Origin of the sequence: Pseudomonas sp. Snoq117.2, from assembly GCF_900110545.1 — a bacterium.
GTDB lineage: Bacteria > Pseudomonadota > Gammaproteobacteria > Pseudomonadales > Pseudomonadaceae > Chryseomonas > Chryseomonas benzopyrenica.
This window is the reverse complement of the sequence record NZ_FOED01000002.1, coordinates 531,263-549,275: the sequence shown is the minus strand read 5'-3', so window position 1 is coordinate 549,275 and position 18,013 is coordinate 531,263. Positions and strand designations below refer to the sequence as shown.

The following is an 18,013-nucleotide window of genomic DNA, read 5'->3' as shown; positions in this document are numbered from 1 at the left end:
CCGGTGGCGGTGCCTGGCCGGTCATCCGCTAGGCCAGCAGCTGCTGCAGGATGTCGAGGGTATCGGCTTCGGCCACCGGCTTGTCGTGGCGCCAGCGCAGCATCCGCGGAAAGCGCACGGCGACGCCGCTCTTGTGGCGCTTGGACAGGGCGATGCCCTCGAAACCCAGCTCGAACACTAGGGTCGGCTCGACACTGCGTACCGGGCCGAACTTCTCCACCGTGGTGCGGCGGACGATGGCATCCACCTTGCGCATCTCCTCGTCGGTAAGCCCCGAATAGGCCTTGGCGAAGGGCACTAGGGTACGTTCGCTGCTCTCCGGCGGACCGTCCCAGACGGCGAAGGTGTAGTCGGAATAGAGACTGGCACGCCGCCCATGGCCGCGCTGGGCATAGATGAGCACCGCATCCACCGAGAAGGGATCGACCTTCCATTTCCACCAGGTGCCCATGTCCTTGGTACGACCGACGCCATAGAGCGAATCCTGGGCCTTGAGCATCATGCCTTCGACCCCCAGGGTGCGTGAGGCCTCGCGCTGGCGGGCGAGATCCTGCCAGTCTTTGCCGTGCAGCAGCGGCGAGGGGCGCAGCAGCGGACTGGCACAGCGCGCCACCACCCGTTCCAGCTCGGCGCGGCGCTGACGTTGCGGCTGGCTGCGCAGGTCGTGGCCCTGCCATTCGAGCAGGTCGTAGGCGAGCAGGATGACCGGTACGTCTTCGAGGATCTTCTTGCCCAGGGTCTTGCGGCCGATGCGTTGCTGCAGCAGGGCGAAGGGCTGCACGCCGAAGGGGATGGGCGCGGCCGGATCCTGGTCATCCTGGTGCTCGCTGACCTCCTCACTGCTGAGCAGGGTGTCGGGGGCGGCGTCTTCCTTCCAGACCACGATCTCGCCGTCGATGACGGTACCGTCGGGCAGCGATTCCGCGAGGGGATGCAGTTCGGGAAAGCGATCGGTGACCAGGTCTTCGCCCCGCGACCAGATCCACAGGCGACCGTCGCGCTTGACCAACTGGGCGCGGATACCGTCCCACTTCCATTCCACCTGCCAGTCTTCGGCCGGGCCCAGTTGCGCCTCGAACTGCTCCACCGGCAGTTGCAGGGCGTGGGCGAGAAAGAACGGATAGGGTTGACCACCCCGCTGGGCATGCTCATCCGGGCTTTCCGGAGCGACCAGTCGGGCATAGCCCTCGGCGGTGGGGCGATGGGAGAGATCGGTATAGCCCACCAGGCGCTGGGCGACGCGCTTGGGATCCAGGTCCGCCAGGGTGGCCAGGGCGCGGGTCACCAGCAGCTTGGAGACACCGACGCGGAATTCGCCGGTGATCAGCTTGATGCAGACCATCAGACTCTGGCGATCCAGCTCGCCCCAGAGCGGCGGCAGGCGCTCGGCCAGCTCTTCCGGCGGCAGCCCGCGCAGGGGGAGCAGGTATTCCTCCAGCCAGAAGGCCAAGCCTTCGGCATTGGCGGCATCGGCGGTGGGGATAAGCAGTGCCATGGTCTCGGCCAGGTCGCCGACCGCCTGGTAGCTCTCCTCGAACAGCCATTCGGGCAGGCCGGAGAGCGCCATGGTCAGCTCGCGCAGCTGGCGCGTTGGCACCAGGCGCCGGGGGCGGCCGCCGGCGAGGAAGTACACCGCCCAGGCGGCATCCGCGGCCGGGGCGCTGCCGAAGTAGTCCACCAGGGCGGCCAGCTTGGCGTTGCTGGAGGTGGTGGCGTCGAGACGGCCATAGAGTTCGGCGAAGGCCTTCATGCCTGGGCCTCCGTGGCGACTGGGGTGTCGTCTTCCTCACCGTATTCGGTGGTGAAGCCCTGGGCGTCCAGGCCCTGGTCGCGCAGGTAGCGCACCAGGGTGGCGACCGAGCCATGGGTGACCATCACGCGCTCGGCGCCGGTCTGCTCGATGGCCCACAGCAGGCCCGGCCAGTCGGCATGGTCGGAGAGCACGAAGCCGCGATCCACCCCGCGCCGGCGGCGGGTGCCGCGCAGCATCATCCAGCCGCTGGCGAAGGCGTCGCTGTGCTCGCCGAAGCGGCGGATCCAGGTACTGCCCCCGGCCGAGGGCGGGGCGATGATCAGCGCCTGGCGCAACGTGGGATCGCTCTTCTTGAAGTCGCCGGCGTAGTGGGTCTCGGGAATGCGGATGCCGGCCTCGCGATAGACCCGGTTGAGCGGCTCCACCGCGCCATGGGCGAGGATGGGGCCGATCTCCGGATCCAGGCCGTGCAGCAGGCGTTGCGCCTTGCCGAAGGCATAGCTGTAGAGGACGCTGGCCAGCCCCTGGGCCTGGTTGGCGCGCCACCATTGGTTGACCTCGGCAAAGATCTCGGCCTGGGGTCGCCAGCGATAGATCGGCAGGCCAAAGGTGGATTCGGTGATGAAGGTATGGCAGCGCACCGGCTCGAAGGGGGTGCAGGTGCCATCGGGTTCGACCTTGTAGTCGCCCGAGGCCACCCAGACCTCCCCGCGATACTCCAGGCGCACCTGCGCCGAGCCCAGCACATGGCCGGCCGGATGGAAGCTCAGCCTGACCCCGTGGTGGTCGATGACCTCGCCGTATTCCAGGGTCTGGAGGTTGATGTCGGCCCCCAGTCGGGCGCGCAGGATGCCGGCACTGCCCGATGTGGCGAGATAGTGACCGTTGCCTACCCGGGCATGGTCGCCGTGGCCATGGGTGATGACCGAGCGCTCCACCGGATGCCAGGGATCGATGTAGAAGTCGCCGGGCGGGCAATAGAGGCCGTCCGGGCGGGCGATGACGAGGTCCATGGGCGCCGCTCTGCTGGGGGATTACCCATAGGAACGGCGGCTGGGCTCCGGAGTTCGCCGCTCAGGCCTGGGCGGCGAAGCTCAGGGCCTGTTGCAGGGCGGCCTGGCCGACCACCTCGCCGATCACCAGGATCGCCGGACTGCGCAGCTGGAAGAGCGCGGCGTCCGCCTGCAGATCCTGCAGGGTCGAGCGGCACTCGCGCTGGCTGGGCAGGGAGGCGTTCTCGATCATGGCCACCGGGGTGGTCAGGGCCAGACCGCCGTCCAGCAGGCCCTGCTGGATCTCGGCCAGGCGGGCCACGCCCATGTAGACCACCAGGGTGGTGCCGGTGGCGGCCAGGGCCGGCCAGTTGGGCGCACTGTCGTCCTGGGTGTGGGCGGTGACCAGGGTCACGCCTCGGGCTACGCCTCTCAGGGTCAGGGAGATGCCGCAGGCGGTGGCGCCGGCCAGGCCGGCGGTGATGCCGTTGACGATCTCGCTGCTGACGCCACGGGCGGCCAGCCATTCGGCTTCCTCGCCGGCGCGACCGAAGATGCAGGGATCGCCGCCCTTGAGCCGGGCCACGCAACGGCCCTGGCGGGCATAGCGCAGCATCAGTCGATGGATGAAGGCCTGGGGCGTGGAGCGGCAACCGCCGCGCTTGCCGACGCGGATCACCCGGGCGTTCGGGCAGTGTTCGAGCACCGCCGGATTGACCAGGTCATCGATCATCACCACCTCGGCCTCGCCCAGGGCGCGCACGGCCTTGAGGGTCAGCAATTCGGGATCGCCGGGGCCGGCACCGATCAACCAGACTTTCCCGCTCATGTAGTGACCTCTCGTATCCAGGGTGGCGACTGTAACGCAAAAAAAAGGCGTCCCGCTGCAAGCAGCTGGGACGCCTTTGTCCGGAGGGTCTTTCCTCGCCGTTGAAGAAAGACCTATGTTGTCTGAGGATTTGCAGGCTTCGTGCCAGTTGCCGCAGCGAGACAAATCCGGGGTTTGCGCGCGCGGGAGACCGCAAAATCGCCCCGTTTCGAGGCGTGTTGCCTCGAAACGGGGCGAATCTTCAGGCTACGGCACCGGGGTGGCTGTGCTTCTCGTAGAGGAAGCTCAGCACCGCGTGGCGATAGCCGTTGTAGCGGGGATCGTCGACCAGGGTGATGCGATCGCGCGGCCGCGGCAGGTCGATGGTGAGGATCTCGCCGATGGTGGCCGCCGGGCCGTTGGTCATCATGACGATGCGATCCGAGAGCAGCACCGCCTCGTCCACGTCGTGGGTGATCATCATCACGGTGTTGCGCAGTTCGCTCTGGATGCGCATCACCTCATCCTGCAGATGCGCCCGGGTGAGGGCGTCCAGGGCGCCGAAGGGCTCGTCCAGCAAGAGCACCTTGGGCTCCATGGCCAGGGCCCGGGCGATGCCGACCCGCTGCTTCATGCCACCGGAAATCTCGCTGGGCCTTTTGTGCAGGGCATGGCTCATGTTGACCATTTCCAGGTTGTGCAGCGTCCAGGCATGGCGCTCGGCCTTGCTCTTGGCGCCCCTGAACACCTTGTCCACCGCCAGGGCGACGTTCTCGTAGACCGTCAGCCAGGGCAGCAGCGAGTGGTTCTGGAACACCAGGCTGCGCTCGGGACCGGGACCGCGGACCTCGCGGTTCTCCAGCAGGATGGAGCCGGAGGTGGGTTCGATCAGCCCGGCGACGATGTTGAGCACCGTCGACTTGCCGCAGCCGGAGTGGCCGATGATGGAGATGTACTCGCCGCGTTCGATCTTGAGGTTGACGTCGCGCAGCACCGTGGAGGTCAGGCCGTTGCGGGTGAAGCTCTTGTCGACGTGCTCGATGCTCAGGTAGGGCTGGGCCATGGTGGGAGTCCTCTAGTTCGCGGTGCCACGGGTGACCAGCCGGCCGATCAGGGCCACCAGCCGGTCGAGCAGGAAGCCGATGACGCCGACGTAGACCAGCGCCAGGATGATGTCGCTGATGCGCGAGGCGTTCCAGGCATCCCAGATGAAGAAGCCGATGCCCACGCCACCGATCAGCATCTCGGCGGCGATGATGGCCAGCCACGACAGGCCCACGCCGATGCGCAGGCCGGAAAAGATGTAGGGGGCGGCGGCCGGCAGCATGATCTTCTGGAAGTATTCCCAGCCATTCAGGCGCAGGACGCGCGCCACGTTGCGGTAGTCCTCGGGGATGTTGCGGATGCCTACCGAGGTATTGATGATGATCGGCCAGATGGCAGTGATGAAGATGACGAACAGCGCCGAGGGATGGCTGTCCTTGAAGCCGGCCAGGGACAGCGGCAGCCAGGCCAGCGGCGGCACGGTGCGCAGGACCTGGAACAGCGGATCGAGGCCGCGCATGGCCCAGGCCGACTGGCCCACCAGCACGCCCAGGGCGATACCCACCACGGCGGCCATCAGGTAGCCGTAGGCGACGCGTTCGAGGCTGGCCAGCAGTTGCCAGGCCATGCCCACGTCATTGCCGCCGTTGTCGTAGAAGGGCTGGGTGATCAGCTCCCAGGTGTCGTTGACCACCTGGCTCGGCGGCGGCAGGGCCGCGCCGGGGCGACTGCACAGCAGTTGCCAGACGATCAGCAGCAGGGCGCCCACCACCAGCGGTGGCAGAGCATTGCGCAGCACCTGCTGGCCGAAGCGACGCAGACGGGTTTGCGGACGAAAGGTCGCGAGGGCCTTGGGCGGCCGGGTGTGGGCGTTCATCGGCGGCACTCCTTGAGGGATGGGGGACGTCAGGCCTTGAGCGTCAGGCTGGCGAGATAGGCCTGGGGATCGGCGGGGTCGAATACCTTGCCGTCGAAGAAGCTTTCCTTGCCGCGCGAGTTGCCGGCGGGAATGTCCCCGGCCGGAACGCCGATGGCCGCCGCCGCTTCACGCCAGAGATCGGCGCGGTTGACCTTGGCGATCAGGCCCTGGGCATCCAGGTCGCCGGGCAGATAGCCCCAGCGCTGGTTCTCGGTGATGAACCAGAGGTCGTGGCTCTGGTAGGGGAAGGAGGCATGCTCGTTCCAGAACTTCATCAGGTGCGGACTGTTCTGCACCACCCGGCCGGTGCCGTAGTCGAAGGTGCCCTGCAGGCGGCCGACCACGTCCTCGGCGGGTGCGCCGATCCAGCGCCGCTTGGCGCAGATCTCGGCGACCTTCGGCTTGTTCGCTGCCACGTCGCAGTATTGCTGGGCCTCCAGCACCGCCTTGAGCAGCGCCACGGTGGCCTTGGGATTGGACTGGACATAGTCGCCGCGCAGGGCCAGGGCCTTCTCGGGGTGATTGGCCCAGAGCTCGCCGGTGGTCAGGGCGCTGTAGCCGATGTTCTGCTTGATCAGCTGGGCATTCCAGGGCTCGCCGACGCAGAAGGTGTCCATGTTGCCGACCTTCATGTTGGCGACCATCTGCGCCGGGGGCACCACCAGGGTGGTGATGTCCCTGTTCGGGTCGATACCGTTGGCCGCCAGCCAGTAGCGAATCCACAGATCATGGGTGCCGCCCGGGAAGGTCATGGCGGCCGAGGTCTTCTTGCCAGCGGCCTGGCGCGCGGCCAGGGCGGTCTTGAAGCCGCTGGCGTCAAGGCCGACCTGCTGCTCCTTGTAGTCGTTGGACAGGGAGATGCCCTGGCCGTCGACGTTCAGGCGGGCCAACAGCGCCATGGGCAACGGCTGGCCATTGGGGGTGATCTCGCCGGCGGCCAGCTGATAGACCATGGGCGTGAGGATATGGGCGCCGTCGATACCGTTGGCCGCCGAGCCCAGCACCAGGTTGTCGCGGGTGGTGCCCCAGGAGGACTGCTTGAGCACCTCCACCTCGGTCATGCCGTACTTGGCGAACAGTCCCAGCTCATCGGCGACGAACAGCGGGGCGGCATCGGTGAGGGCGATGAAGCCGAGCTTGGCCTTGGTCGTCTCCACGGTATCGCTGCCCGCTGCCCAGGCGGCGGATTTCAGACCGGGCGGCAGCAGACTGAGGGCCGCGCCCGCGCCCAGCATACCGAGTGACTGCTTGAGGAAACTGCGGCGGGGGAGTCCACGACCGGCCTGGTCATCGTTACGGGAGTTGTCGTCCATCGTCTGTCCTTAATGCGCGGGCATAAAAAAACGGCGCCCACGCTCGGCAGCCGTAGCTGCGAGGGTGGACGCCGTCGTCCGGGAGATGCTGTGGGAGCGAAACTCGCTCAGGAGGGTGATTGCAGAGACCGTGCCAAGCGCCGAATGGCGGCTTTGCTGGAGATGAGGTGCCGTCTGGCGCACAGTGGCGGGGCGAATCCCTGCCGATGTGCGCCGTCCGGGCGCACGCTGCGGTATCAGCCGGGCTGCGCCAGGATCCGGCGGACCACCTCGGCCAAGGCCACGCCGCTGCGCATCGCCAGGCGCTGCAGATGCTGATGAGCCTCGGCTTCGGGCAGCGCCAACTGCTCCATGAGACGCTGCTTGGCGCGCTCCAGCAGCTTGCGTTCGGCCAGCGCTTGGCGAGTCTCCTGCAATTCCGCCTCGACCTCGTGCAGCCGCCGGGTCTGGGCCTGCAGCAGGTCGAGGATGCCGGCGGGCGCCTCGCCCGGCCCAGCGTCGCTCACCGGATTGGCCGCCAGGCTGAACAGCAGCGGCTGACCCGGTTCGCGGTCGAGTTCGGCGAGCCGCCGCGACAGTTTGCGATGGCTGTCGAGATCGGCCTGGGCGTCCCTGATGCTGGCCGCGCACCGGGTCCGCAAGGCCGCCACCAGATGCTGGGCCACTGCCTGCATGGTATCCAGACGCCGGGTATTGAGCTCGAACCAGAGCTCGGCGAGGACCCCTGCCACCGGCGTGGTCGGTGAGGTGCGCCGGGCCATGGTGCGCAGCTGTTCGATCTGCTGCCGTGAGGCGCAGCCCTGGACCTCGTCCCAGATGGCGGCTGCCCGGGCGTCGGCGTGGTCGAGGAAGCCGGCGAAGCAGCGCAGCTGGCCACCGTCCAGTTCATCCAGGCGCGCCAGCAGATCCTGGTCGAAGTAGCCCTGGGCGAAGCCGACGACGCCCACCGCCCGAGCCTGGCCCGCCAGTTCCTTGCCCTGCATGAAGTTGAACAGGGCGACCAGCGCGCGGCTCAAACCTGGATCGCTGGCCGTGTCCGCCGCCTCGAAGATGACCGCCAGCAGGCTGCCGATAAGGTGCGAGAAGGTACCCGTGGCCTGCTGCATCTGCACCCGGCGTTCGACGATGGCGCGTCTCAGGCCGCTCAGGCCATCGAGCAGGTGCAGGACACAGGCGATGCGATTGAGCAGCCGGGGCCGTTCCTGGGTCACCCTGGCATCGAGGGCCTCCAGGCAGGCGCGCAGCCCGGCCTCGCTGTGACGCGCGGTCGTCGAATGCTGCTCCAGCGCGGTGCGGTAGCGATCGTTGCCGGTACCCAGCAGAACATTGCTGAAACCCCGCTCGCGCTGCAGGTCATGCACCAGTTCACTGGCGCGTTCCACCAGCTCGCACGTCAGGGCGAGCCCTTCCAGCTGCTGCAATTCGCAGCGCCGCGCCGCGAGCATAAAGCGCAGGGCGGGGGGCATCTGGTGATCGGACATGGCGCGGGCTCGGACAGGGTGCTGGCCAGTGGCCTGCAAAAGCTGCTCCACTTCGTCGCGCGATCAGTGCCGATAGAGCCAGAGCAGTATCAGCAAAAGATTCAGCGTCAGCGAACAGGTCGCCACGATCTGCCAGGTGCGCAGGGGATCGCGCTGCAGCAGCGGCAGGGGGCGGGTCAGGGGTTGGCGTTCGCCTTGTTCCAACAGCAGCAGGGCTTCTTCGGCGGTTTCGAAGCGATCGCCCGGCTCTACCGCCACGGCGCGTTGCAGCCAGTCTTCCAGCCAGGCCGGCGCATCCGGGCGCCGGCGCAGGACGCTGGCGGGCGCGCCGAAGCGTGGGCGCTGGAAGGGTTCTACCTCGCCGTAGGGATAGCCGCCGGTCAGCAGCTGGTAGAGGGTCACGCCAGCGGCATAGAGATCCTGGGTCGGACTCGGCGTAGCGCCCTCGAAGGACTCCGGAGCGCGGTAGCTGGGGGTGCCCGGGCTGTCCTGCAGATCCTGGGACAGTTGCGGGCAATAGGCCAGGCCGAAATCCAGCAGGCGCAGCTCACCGTCCTGGCCGCGATGCAGATTGTCCGGCTTGATGTCACGATGGAGGATGTTGCGTCGGTGCAGCTGGCCGAGGGCACGCAACAGGCGTGAGGCGACGTCCAGCCAGTCGGCCAGCGCCAGGGGTCCGTCGCTGGCCAGCTGTTGTGCCAGAGTGCGCCCGGGATACTCGCGCTGCACGAAATAGAGATGGGCGCGCCGGGGCAGCGGATGCACCTCGACGAAGGCGCGACCGGCGACGCGGCGCAGGAACCATTCCTCCATGAGCAGGGCATGACCGGCCAGGGTGTCGAATTGCAGCGCCGCCGGCAGGGTCTTGAGCAGCCAGGGGCGGCCAGCTTCGTCCCTGACCCTATAGAGCAGCGATTGCCGCGATTCGGCCAGACGCTCCACCACCGTCCAGCCTTCGAAGGCCTGGCCAGGCTTCAAGGCGGGCAGCGGCGGCCAGGTATCGGCATTGGCCAGGGTGTCGGCCAGGGAGATGTCCGGCAGGCGGTCGACCCGCACCAGCAGGGCGCTGGCGTTATCCTGGCCGCCGGCATGCAGGGCGCCGGCGACCAGAGCCTGGGCCGTAGCATCCAGATCCATGACGCCATCGACCAGGATATGCCTCATGCTGTCTTCGCCCAGTGCCGCCCAGACGCCGTCACTCACCAGCAGCAGGGTTTCGCCGGCGTCCAGCTCGCCTTCGCGAAAATCCACCACCAGGTGGTTCTCCAGCCCCAGGGCCCGAGTCAGCACATGCTGCATGCCGGCCTGCTGCCAGACGTGGTCGACGGTGAGACAGGTCAGCCGACCGCCATGCCAGCGATAGGCACGGCAGTCGCCGACATGGGCCAGGGTGTAGCGCCGCCCGCGGATCACCAGGGCGGTAAGGGTCGTCAGCAGTGGCTGGCCATTGCCGGCGGCCTGCAGCCAGCGATTCTGCGCCAGCAGCAGCCGTTCGAGGGCCTGGGCCACCGGCCAGGTCTCCGGCGTGGAGTAGTAGTCCTGGGCCAGGGCCTGGAGGGTCGCGCGCGCGGCCAGGCCACCGTCCGGACAGCCGCTGACGCCATCGGCCAGGGCGAACAGATGTCCCTTGGTCGCCGCCAGGGCCGCACTGGGCTGGACGCTACGCAAGGCGTCCTGGTTTTCCTTGCGCGGACCGGTCGCGGTGGCTTCGGCAAAGGCGAGTTCTAGGGGCATGGAAGGGGCGCCGGCAGGGAGGGGCGACAGCCAATGCAAAAGCGATACCCGTTCACCGGACGCCCCCGGCCACTCACCAGATTTCCACGCGTTTCTTGTCCGGTCGGACCATGGCATCGCCCGCCTTGCAGCTGAACGCCTGGGCAAAGGACGGCATGTTGGACGGCGCGCCGATGGCGCGGAATCTCATGGGCGCATGGGGATCGGTGTTGAGCGAGAGGCGTAGCTGTTCCTCACGCACGGAGCTGCGCCAGACCCGTGCCCAGTTGAGGAAGAAGCGCTGCTGCTGGGTGTAGCCGTCGAGGGTGCGGTTGGCTTCCTCCGGCTTCTTCGCCAGCGCCAGTTGCAGGGCGTCGTAGGCTGCATTGATGCCGCCGAGATCACCGATGTTCTCGCCCAGGGTGAGCTTGCCGTTGACGTGCAGGTCCGGGTGGTCCGGCAGCGGACGATAGTTGTCGAATTGGTCCACCAGCTTGCCGGTGCGGGCCTCGAAGGCCTTGCGATCGGCCGGGGTCCACCAGTCCACCTGGTTGCCGGCGCCGTCGAACTTGCTGCCCTGGTCGTCGAAACCATGGCTGGCCTCGTGGCCGATCACCGCGCCGATGCCGCCGTAGTTGATGGCGTCGTCGCCGTCCGGATAGAAGAACGGCGGCTGGAGGATGGCGGCCGGGAAGTTGATGGTGTTGTCGGTGGGGCTATAGTAGGCATTCACCGTCTGCGGGTACATGCCCCATTCCTGGCGGTCGGTGGGCTTGCCGATCTTGTCCAGGTCATGGCGATAGTTGAAGCGCGAGGCGGCTTCCAGGTTGGCGTAGAAGCCCTGGGGCTTGAGGGTCAGGCCGCTCCAGTCGCGCCAGCGCTCGGGATAGCCGATCTTGGGCAGGAAGCTGTCCCACTTGGCCAGCGCCTTCTGCTTGGTCTCGGGGCTCATCCAGTCGAGCTGCTCGATGCGCGCCTTGAGCGCCAGCATCACGTTGTCCACCAGCTCCTGGGCGCGGGCCTTGGCCTGGGGCGAGAAGTGCTCTTGCACATAGAGCTGGCCAAGGCCTTCGCCCATGGCACCGTTGACCGTGCGCAGCACCCGCTTCCAGCGTTCGCTCTGTTGCTGCTGGCCGCTCAGGGTCTTCTGGTTGAAGTCGAAGCTCTCCTGCTGGAAGGGTTTGGACAGCAGCGGCGCCGCATCGTCGATCACATGGGCGCGCAGATAGGCCTGCCATTGCTCGATGGGGGTCTCGGCCAGCATCCGGTCGAATTCGGCGAAGAAGCCGGGCTGGGACAAGGAAAAGCCCTGCTGGCCAGTGACGCCCTGGCTGGCGAAGAAGGCTTGCCAGTCGAAATGCGGCGTGACTTTGTTGGCTTCGGCGAAGCTCAGGTAATGATACTGGTTCTCCGGATTGCGCAGCTCCACCGGCTTGACCGAGGCGCGCGCCAGGCGACTTTCGAAGGCCAGTACCAGCTCGGCCTGGGCGGCCGCCTGGGCTTTGGGTACCCCGGTCAGGACCAGCAGTCGGGCGATGTGACCCAGATAGGCCTGGCGCAGCTTGGCGTAGTCGGCCTCGGTGTAGTAATCGGGGGTGGGCAGGCCCAGGCCGCCCTGGTAGGCATAGGCGATCTGCTGCTTGGCATTCTGGTAGTCGGCGCCGGAACCGAAGGAGAACACCTGCATGTCGCCGCGGGCGAAGCTCTGTTGCAGGTACTTCACCACGTCGGCCGTGGTGCGTAGCTCATCGATGGCGGCCAGTTGCGCCTGGATCGGCTGATAGCCGGCGCGCTCGATGGCGGCTTCGTCCATGCCCGAGCGATACAGCCAGCCGATCTTCTGTTCTACCGAACCCGCTTCCGCGCGATCCGCCGAGCGCGCGGCACGTTGCAGGATGGCGTGCTGGTCGTTGAGTGATTTTTCCCCCAGGGCCATGAAGGAACCCCAGCGCGACTTGTCCGGCGGGATGGGGTTGGCCGCCACCCACTTGGCATTGACGAAGGTGTCGAGGTCGGTACAGGCGGTTGCCGGGTCACCCAGTTCGGTGACGTCGAAGACAGGGGCGGCGAAAGCCTGGCTGCCAAGCAGCAGGCCGATGGTCAGGGCGAGGGGTTTCAACGCAGGCATGGGAGAAAGCGGTCTCCAGAAAAGGGCAGAAGAAGGCAGAGTAGGGGTCGAGGGTAGCGGTCACGGTGCGACCCTGCCAAGGGCGGGTGTTTCACCGGGGCCAGAAACGACGATCCCCGCCGAAGCGGGGATCGTGGGCGGCGTCTGGGATCAGAACACCGTCAGCTGCGCCAGTTGCAGCAGCGGCTGCGGATAGACACCCAGCACGAAGGTGGCGATGGAAATGGCGATCAGCATCACGCCACCGGCGCGCTGACCCCAGTTCATCGGCGCATCGTGGCGCTGCAGGCCCTGCTCGGTCAGGTACAGGGTGACCATCACGCGCAGGTAGTAGAACAGGCCGATGGCGCTGCCCAGCACGATGGCCGCGGTCTGCCACCACATGCCCGCTTCCACGCCCACGGTGATGACGTAGAACTTGCCGATGAAGCCGGCGGTGAGCGGGATGCCGGCCAGGGACAGCATCATCACCGTCAGCGCCGCGGTCAGGTACGGACGGCGCCAGAACAGGCCGCGGTACTCGAACAGGGCATCGGCGTCACGCTGGCCGTTGCTCGGGCTGGACATCAGGGTGATCACGCCGAAGGCGCCCAGGCTGGTGAAGACATAGGTCACCAGGTAGACCGCCACGGCTTCCATCGACAGGCCTTCGCCCGAGGCCACCGCCACCAGCAGGTAACCGAAGTGGGAGATGGAGGAGTAACCCAGCAGCCGCTTGAGGTTGCTCTGCATCAGCGCCAGCAGGTTGCCCACCAGCATGGAGGCGATGGCGATTAAGGCGATGGCATCGTGCAGCCAGCCGTCTTCGGTGGCCATGGGCATGGTCTGGAACACCCGTACCAGCACGGCGAAGACGGCGACCTTGCTGGCGGTGGCCAGGAAGGCACCGACCGGAGCCGGCGAGCCCTCGTAGACGTCCGGGGTCCAGAGGTGGAAGGGCACCAGCGACAGCTTGAAGCCGAGGCCGACGATCAGCATGCCGAGGCCGATTTCCATCAGCAGGCCGGTGCTGGCCGGGGCGTCCATCTGCATGCCGATGTCAGCGAAGTTCAGGCTGCCGGACTGGGCGTAGAGCAGGGCCATGCCGAACAGCAGGATGGCCGAGCCGGCGGCGGACAGCACCAGGTACTTCATGCCGGCTTCCAGGGAACGGCGATTGAAGTAGCTGTAGGCCACCAGGCCGTAGACCGGTACCGACAGCAGTTCCAGGCCGATGAACAGGCCGGCGACGTTCTGCGCCGCCACCAGCACCAGACCGCCGGTGGCGGAGATCAGCAGCAGCAGGTACAGCTCTTCACGGTTGCCCGGATAGCCTTCCATGTAGGCGTGCGACAGGGTCATGCAGGCCAGGGTGGCGATCAGGATCAGCGCCATGTAGAAGCAGCTGAAGCCGTCGATGCGCAGCAGCGGGGTGACGTCGATGGCGCCGACGCCCAGGGCCGGGATGCAGGACAGCAGGGCCAGGTTGAGACCGATCACGCCCAGGGTCGGGATGATGGTGTGATCCCGCCGCCAGGCGATGCCTAGCATCACCACCACGGCGGTGAGGCCGGTGATGATGATCGGCAGGAGGGCGATGAAGTGTTCGTAGGTAAAGGTCATGGCGCTCTTACCGGGCGGAAACGAGAGAGGAGAAGGCTTCGCCGAGCCACTGCTGGACACCGGCCATGCTCGCGGCCGAGGTATCCAGCACCGGCTGCGGGTAGACGCCGAGCAGCACCAGCAGCACGCCAAGCAACAGCAGCATCGACCGTTCCCGTGCATTCAGACCCGGCAGGGCACCCTCGGCCTTGGCTGGGCCGAAGTAGGCACGGTGGATCATGATCAGCGAATAGACCGAGGCGAACACCAGGCCGAAGGTGGCGATGACGGTGATCATCGGTACCACCGGGAAGGCGCCCATCAGGATCAGGAACTCGCCGACGAAGTTACCGGTACCGGGCAGACCCAGGGACGCCGAGGCGAAGAACAGACTCAGGGCCGGCAGGTAGGGCAGGCGTGCCCAGAGACCGCCCATCTCGCGCATGTCACGGGTATGCATGCGCTCGTAGAGCTGGCCACAGAGGATGAACAGGCCGGCGGCGGAAAGACCGTGGGCGATCATCTGCACCACCACGCCCTGCAGCGCCTGGGGGCTGCCGGAGTAGATGCCGATCAGCACGAAGCCCATGTGCGAGACGCTGGAGTAGGCCACCAGGCGCTTGATGTCGGTCTGGGCGAACGACAGGATGGCGCCGTAGAAGATGCCGATGATGCCCAGCCACATGGCGATCGGCGCGAATTCCGCCGAGGCGTTGGGGAACAGCGGGATGGCGAAGCGCAGCAGGCCGTAGGCGGCGGTCTTGAGCAGGATACCGGCGAGGTCGACGGAACCGGCGGTTGGCGCCTGGGCGTGGGCATCGGGCAGCCAGGAGTGCAGCGGCACCACCGGCAGCTTCACCGCGAAGGCGATGAAGAAGCCCAGCATCAGCAGGTACTCCAGCTTGGGGTCCAGCTGCAGCTGCAGCAGGTCTTCGTAGTCGAAGGTCAGGACGCCGGTCGCACCGTAGTTCACCAGTACCAGGGCGATGATCGCCACCAGCATGATCAGGCCGCTGGCCTGGGTGAAGATGAAGAATTTGGTGGCGGCGGTGATGCGGCTCTTCTTGCCGTCCGCGGAGCTATGGCCCCACAGCGCGATCAGGAAGTACATCGGCACCAGCATCATTTCCCAGAAGAAGAAGAACAGGAACAGGTCCAGCGCCAGGAACACCCCCACCACGCCGCCGATGATCCACAGCAGGTTGAGGTGGAAGAAGCCGACGTGGCGCTGCACTTCGCGCCAGGAGCAGGTCACCGCCAGCACACCGAGCAGGCCGGTGAGCAGGATCATCAGCAGCGACAGGCCGTCGAGGCCGAAGTGCAGGCTGATGCCGAAGCGCGGAATCCAGTCCATCTGGAATTCCGCGGTCCAGGCGGTTTCGGCACCAGGGGCCGGCGCCAGGCTGTAGTCGCCGTGGGCCCACAGCCAGAGGCCGAGCGCCAGCTCCAGCAGCATGGTGAACAGAGCGATCCAGCGGGGCACCAGCGGGCCGGTCTTTTCCGTGAGGAAACAGAGCAGGCCGCCGATGAAGGGGATCAGGATTAGCCAGGGCAGAAGCATGACGTGTACTTATCCTTAGTCAGGGGGTCAGGCCAGCAGCAGCGCGCCGAGCAACAGCACGGCGCCTCCCACGATGGAAGCCGCGTACCAGCGCAGACGGCCGTTCTCGGTGATGCTCAGTGCCAGGTTGCCACCGCGTGCCAGCATCGGGATCAGGCCGATGGCCTGGTCGAAGGGATCGCGACGCAGTAGGCGGGTCAGCAGCAGGTATGGCTTGACGAAGATCAGGTCGTACAGCCAGTCGAAGCCCCAGGCGTGATACCACCAGGTCCCGAAAAAGCGGCCCGGCGCGCTCTTGGCCAGACCGTTCACGAAGGAACGCTTGCCGAGGAAGAGCAGGGCGGCCAGGAGGATGCCGGCGATGGCGATGGCCCCCGAGGTGATCTCCAGCGAGTGCTTGGCTTCGCCACCGGCATGGCCGACGGATTCCGGCAGCACACCGGCCAGCGGCGGCACGATCATCGCGCCGACGAAGGTCGAAAGCACCAGCAGTACCGCCAGCGGCAGGTTGTGGGCGATGCCGTGGCCGGCATGAGCCTCGGTGTGCGACTCGCCATGGAAGGTGATGAAGATCAGGCGGAAGGTGTAGATCGAGGTCAGGAAGGCACCGGCCAAGCCTGCATAGAGCAGGTAGGTGTGACCGCTGGCCATGGCTTCCCAGAGGATCTCGTCCTTGGAGTAGAAGCCGGCGGTTACCAGCGGCAGTGCCGCCAGGGCCGAACCGCCCACCACGAAGCTGGCGTAGGCCAGGGGGATCTTCTTCCACAGGCCGCCCATCTTGAAGATGTTCTGCTCGTGGTGGCAGGCCAGGATCACCGAACCCGAGGCAAGGAACAGCAGCGCCTTGAAGAAGGCGTGGATCATCAGGTGGAAGATCGCCGGCTGCCAGGCGCCTACACCCAGGGCCAGGAACATGTAGCCGATCTGGCTCATGGTCGAATAGGCCAGGATGCGCTTGATGTCGGTCTGCACCAGGGCGGCGAAACCAGCCAGCACCAGGGTCACGGCACCGACGATGCCGACCAGGTGCAGGATCTCCGGCGCCAGCAGGAACAGGCCGTGGGTCCGGGCGATCAGGTAGACGCCCGCGGTCACCATGGTCGCCGCGTGGATCAACGCCGAGACCGGGGTCGGACCGGCCATGGCGTCCGCCAGCCAGGTCTGCAGCGGCAGCTGGGCCGACTTGCCGACGGCACCGCCGAGCAGCGCCAGGGTGGCCAGTACGATCAGCGGATCACCGCTGGCGAAGACGTCAGGGGCCTTCTGCAGCAGCTCCTGGATGTCCAGGGTGCCGAGGGTCATGAACAGGATGAACAGACCGAAGGCCATGAAGACGTCGCCGACGCGGGTGACGATGAAGGCCTTCAGCGCTGCGTTGCCGTTGGCGCGCTCGCTATAGTAGAAGCCGATCAGCAGGTAGCTGCACAGGCCCACGCCTTCCCAACCGAAGTACAGCAGCAGCAGGTTGTCGCCGAGAACCAGCAGCAACATGCTGAAGATGAACAGGTTGGTGTAGGCGAAGAAGCGCGAATAGCCCTCTTCACCGCGCATGTACCAGGAGGCGAACAGGTGGATCAGGAAGCCGACGCCGGTGACCACGCCGAGCATGGTCAGCGACAGGCCGTCCAGGTAGAGCGCCATGTTGGGCGCGAAGCCCTCCACGTTCATCCACTGCCAGAGGACGATGGTCAGGTGGCCGTCAGCGGGCGGTGTGACGTGGAAGTTCCAGCCGACCCAGGCGGCGACCAGCGCCGCCAGGCCTACCGAACCCACGCCGATCAGCGCGGAGAGATTCTCCGACAGCCGACCGCGGGAGAAGGCCAGCAGGAAGTAGCCGACCAGGGGAAAGGCGAAGGTGAGGGGTAGCAGGTTCATCCGTGCATCTCGCTGGCGGCATCGACGTCGAGGGTGTGGAAGCGGCGATAGAGCTGCAGCAGGATCGCCAGGCCGATACTGGCCTCGGCGGCGGCCAGACTCAGCACCAGGATGAACATCACCTGGCCGTCGGGAGCGCCCCAACGGCTACCCGCGACCACGAAGGCCAGGGCGGCGGCGTTCATCATGATTTCCAGACTCATGAGCACGAAGAGGATGTTGCGGCGGACCATCAGGCCCACCAGGCCAAGGGCGAACAGGGCGCCGGCGAGGGCCAGGCCGTGTTCCAGAGGTATGGCGTTCATTGGCTGTTCTCCAGTCCTTGGCGACTCACTCGCCGATCCCGTCTTTGACGTCGCTGCGGCCCAGGTGGTAGGCCGCGACCAGGGCACCCAAGAGCAGCATGGAGGCCAGTTCGACCGCCAGCAGATAGGGTCCGAACAGACTGATACCCACGGCCTTGGCCTCTACCGAGGTGTGACCGATGGTGGCGCCACCCGGGGTGCGTGCCAGCACCACCAGCAGTTCCACCAGCAGGGCACCGGCGAGGATCGAGGGACCGATCCAGACCTTGGGGGTCAGCCACTTGCGTTCCTGGTCGGCGACGACCGGCCCGAGGTTGAGCATCATCACCACGAAGACGAACAGCACCATGATGGCGCCCGCATAGACGATGATCTCCAAGGCGCCGGCGAAGGGCGCGCCCAGGGCGAAGAACACCATGGACACGGCCAGCAGCGAGATGATCAGGTACAGCAGCGCATGCACCGGATTGGTGTTGGTGATCACCCGGAAGGTGGCCAATACGGCCACCCCGGCGGAGAAATAGAAGGCGAATTCCACGA

Annotated in this window: 14 protein-coding genes; all 14 read right to left on the bottom strand. The window is 66.6% G+C overall.

Annotation, left to right across the window (positions count from 1 at the left end; genetic code table 11):
- Positions 1 to 28 precede the first annotated feature (28 nt).
- A complete protein-coding gene (locus BMZ43_RS08435; RefSeq protein ID WP_093252391.1) occupies positions 29 to 1,750 on the bottom strand; it encodes an ATP-dependent DNA ligase in 1,722 nt (573 codons plus the stop codon).
- Positions 1,747 to 2,766, bottom strand: coding sequence for a ligase-associated DNA damage response exonuclease (locus BMZ43_RS08430; protein ID WP_017642294.1), 1,020 nt, complete (start codon positions 2,764 to 2,766; stop codon positions 1,747 to 1,749). Before BMZ43_RS08430 ends, BMZ43_RS08435 begins: the two co-directional genes overlap by 4 nt.
- 61 nt (positions 2,767 to 2,827) lie before the next feature.
- Positions 2,828 to 3,574 (bottom strand): uroporphyrinogen-III C-methyltransferase, encoded by a 747-nt coding sequence (gene cobA / locus BMZ43_RS08425; RefSeq protein ID WP_026083990.1) that lies wholly within the window; start codon positions 3,572 to 3,574, stop codon positions 2,828 to 2,830.
- Between the two features lie 241 nt (positions 3,575 to 3,815).
- On the bottom strand, positions 3,816 to 4,616 hold the full coding sequence (locus tag BMZ43_RS08420) for an ABC transporter ATP-binding protein (RefSeq protein WP_017642296.1): 801 nt from the start codon (positions 4,614 to 4,616) through the stop codon (positions 3,816 to 3,818).
- A 12-nt stretch (positions 4,617 to 4,628) separates the two neighbouring features.
- On the bottom strand, positions 4,629 to 5,474 hold the full coding sequence (gene ntrB / locus BMZ43_RS08415) for a nitrate ABC transporter permease (RefSeq protein WP_093252387.1): 846 nt from the start codon (positions 5,472 to 5,474) through the stop codon (positions 4,629 to 4,631).
- A 29-nt stretch (positions 5,475 to 5,503) separates the two neighbouring features.
- Positions 5,504 to 6,829: a CmpA/NrtA family ABC transporter substrate-binding protein gene (locus BMZ43_RS08410; protein WP_093252382.1), complete on the bottom strand. Its 1,326-nt coding sequence runs from the start codon at positions 6,827 to 6,829 to the stop codon at positions 5,504 to 5,506.
- Between the two features lie 236 nt (positions 6,830 to 7,065).
- The gene (locus tag BMZ43_RS08405; protein WP_093252378.1) at positions 7,066 to 8,310 is read right to left on the bottom strand and encodes a nitrate- and nitrite sensing domain-containing protein; all 1,245 of its coding nucleotides are present in this window, start codon (positions 8,308 to 8,310) and stop codon (positions 7,066 to 7,068) included.
- A 63-nt stretch (positions 8,311 to 8,373) separates the two neighbouring features.
- Positions 8,374 to 10,044, bottom strand: a complete 1,671-nt coding sequence (locus tag BMZ43_RS08400) for a bifunctional protein-serine/threonine kinase/phosphatase (protein WP_093252371.1) — start codon at positions 10,042 to 10,044, stop codon at positions 8,374 to 8,376.
- A 73-nt stretch (positions 10,045 to 10,117) separates the two neighbouring features.
- Positions 10,118 to 12,151 carry a M13 family metallopeptidase gene (locus tag BMZ43_RS08395; RefSeq protein WP_256562895.1) on the bottom strand — a complete coding sequence of 678 codons (2,034 nt, stop codon included), beginning with the start codon at positions 12,149 to 12,151 and terminating at the stop codon, positions 10,118 to 10,120.
- A 150-nt stretch (positions 12,152 to 12,301) separates the two neighbouring features.
- Complete coding sequence (gene nuoN, locus BMZ43_RS08390; protein WP_093252366.1) at positions 12,302 to 13,753, bottom strand: NADH-quinone oxidoreductase subunit NuoN; 1,452 nt, start codon at positions 13,751 to 13,753, stop codon at positions 12,302 to 12,304.
- 7 nt (positions 13,754 to 13,760) lie between these two features.
- Positions 13,761 to 15,293 (bottom strand): NADH-quinone oxidoreductase subunit M, encoded by a 1,533-nt coding sequence (gene nuoM / locus BMZ43_RS08385; RefSeq protein ID WP_093252352.1) that lies wholly within the window; start codon positions 15,291 to 15,293, stop codon positions 13,761 to 13,763.
- Positions 15,294 to 15,320: 27 nt separating this feature from the next.
- Positions 15,321 to 17,168: an NADH-quinone oxidoreductase subunit L gene (gene nuoL, locus BMZ43_RS08380; RefSeq protein WP_017642304.1), complete on the bottom strand. Its 1,848-nt coding sequence runs from the start codon at positions 17,166 to 17,168 to the stop codon at positions 15,321 to 15,323.
- Positions 17,165 to 17,473 (bottom strand): NADH-quinone oxidoreductase subunit NuoK, encoded by a 309-nt coding sequence (gene nuoK, locus BMZ43_RS08375; protein WP_007158894.1) that lies wholly within the window; start codon positions 17,471 to 17,473, stop codon positions 17,165 to 17,167. Before nuoK ends, nuoL begins: the two co-directional genes overlap by 4 nt.
- A 25-nt stretch (positions 17,474 to 17,498) precedes the next feature.
- Positions 17,499 to 18,011, bottom strand: coding sequence for an NADH-quinone oxidoreductase subunit J (gene nuoJ, locus BMZ43_RS08370; protein WP_017642305.1), 513 nt, complete (start codon positions 18,009 to 18,011; stop codon positions 17,499 to 17,501).
- Positions 18,012 to 18,013: the final 2 nt, after the last annotated feature.

Coding starts and splice junctions, on each gene's coding strand:
- cobA (WP_026083990.1), bottom strand. CDS start 3,574: ATGAGCGGGAAAGTCTGGTTGATCGGTGCCGGCCCCGGCGATCCCGAA.
- BMZ43_RS08435 (WP_093252391.1), bottom strand. CDS start 1,750: ATGAAGGCCTTCGCCGAACTCTATGGCCGTCTCGACGCCACCACCTCC.
- nuoN (WP_093252366.1), bottom strand. CDS start 13,753: ATGACCTTTACCTACGAACACTTCATCGCCCTCCTGCCGATCATCATC.
- nuoK (WP_007158894.1), bottom strand. CDS start 17,473: ATGAACGCCATACCTCTGGAACACGGCCTGGCCCTCGCCGGCGCCCTG.
- ntrB (WP_093252387.1), bottom strand. CDS start 5,474: ATGAACGCCCACACCCGGCCGCCCAAGGCCCTCGCGACCTTTCGTCCG.
- nuoL (WP_017642304.1), bottom strand. CDS start 17,168: ATGAACCTGCTACCCCTCACCTTCGCCTTTCCCCTGGTCGGCTACTTC.
- BMZ43_RS08395 (WP_256562895.1), bottom strand. CDS start 12,151: ATGCCTGCGTTGAAACCCCTCGCCCTGACCATCGGCCTGCTGCTTGGC.
- BMZ43_RS08420 (WP_017642296.1), bottom strand. CDS start 4,616: ATGGCCCAGCCCTACCTGAGCATCGAGCACGTCGACAAGAGCTTCACC.
- BMZ43_RS08410 (WP_093252382.1), bottom strand. CDS start 6,829: ATGGACGACAACTCCCGTAACGATGACCAGGCCGGTCGTGGACTCCCC.
- nuoM (WP_093252352.1), bottom strand. CDS start 15,293: ATGCTTCTGCCCTGGCTAATCCTGATCCCCTTCATCGGCGGCCTGCTC.
- BMZ43_RS08400 (WP_093252371.1), bottom strand. CDS start 10,044: ATGCCCCTAGAACTCGCCTTTGCCGAAGCCACCGCGACCGGTCCGCGC.
- BMZ43_RS08405 (WP_093252378.1), bottom strand. CDS start 8,310: ATGTCCGATCACCAGATGCCCCCCGCCCTGCGCTTTATGCTCGCGGCG.
- BMZ43_RS08430 (WP_017642294.1), bottom strand. CDS start 2,766: ATGGACCTCGTCATCGCCCGCCCGGACGGCCTCTATTGCCCGCCCGGC.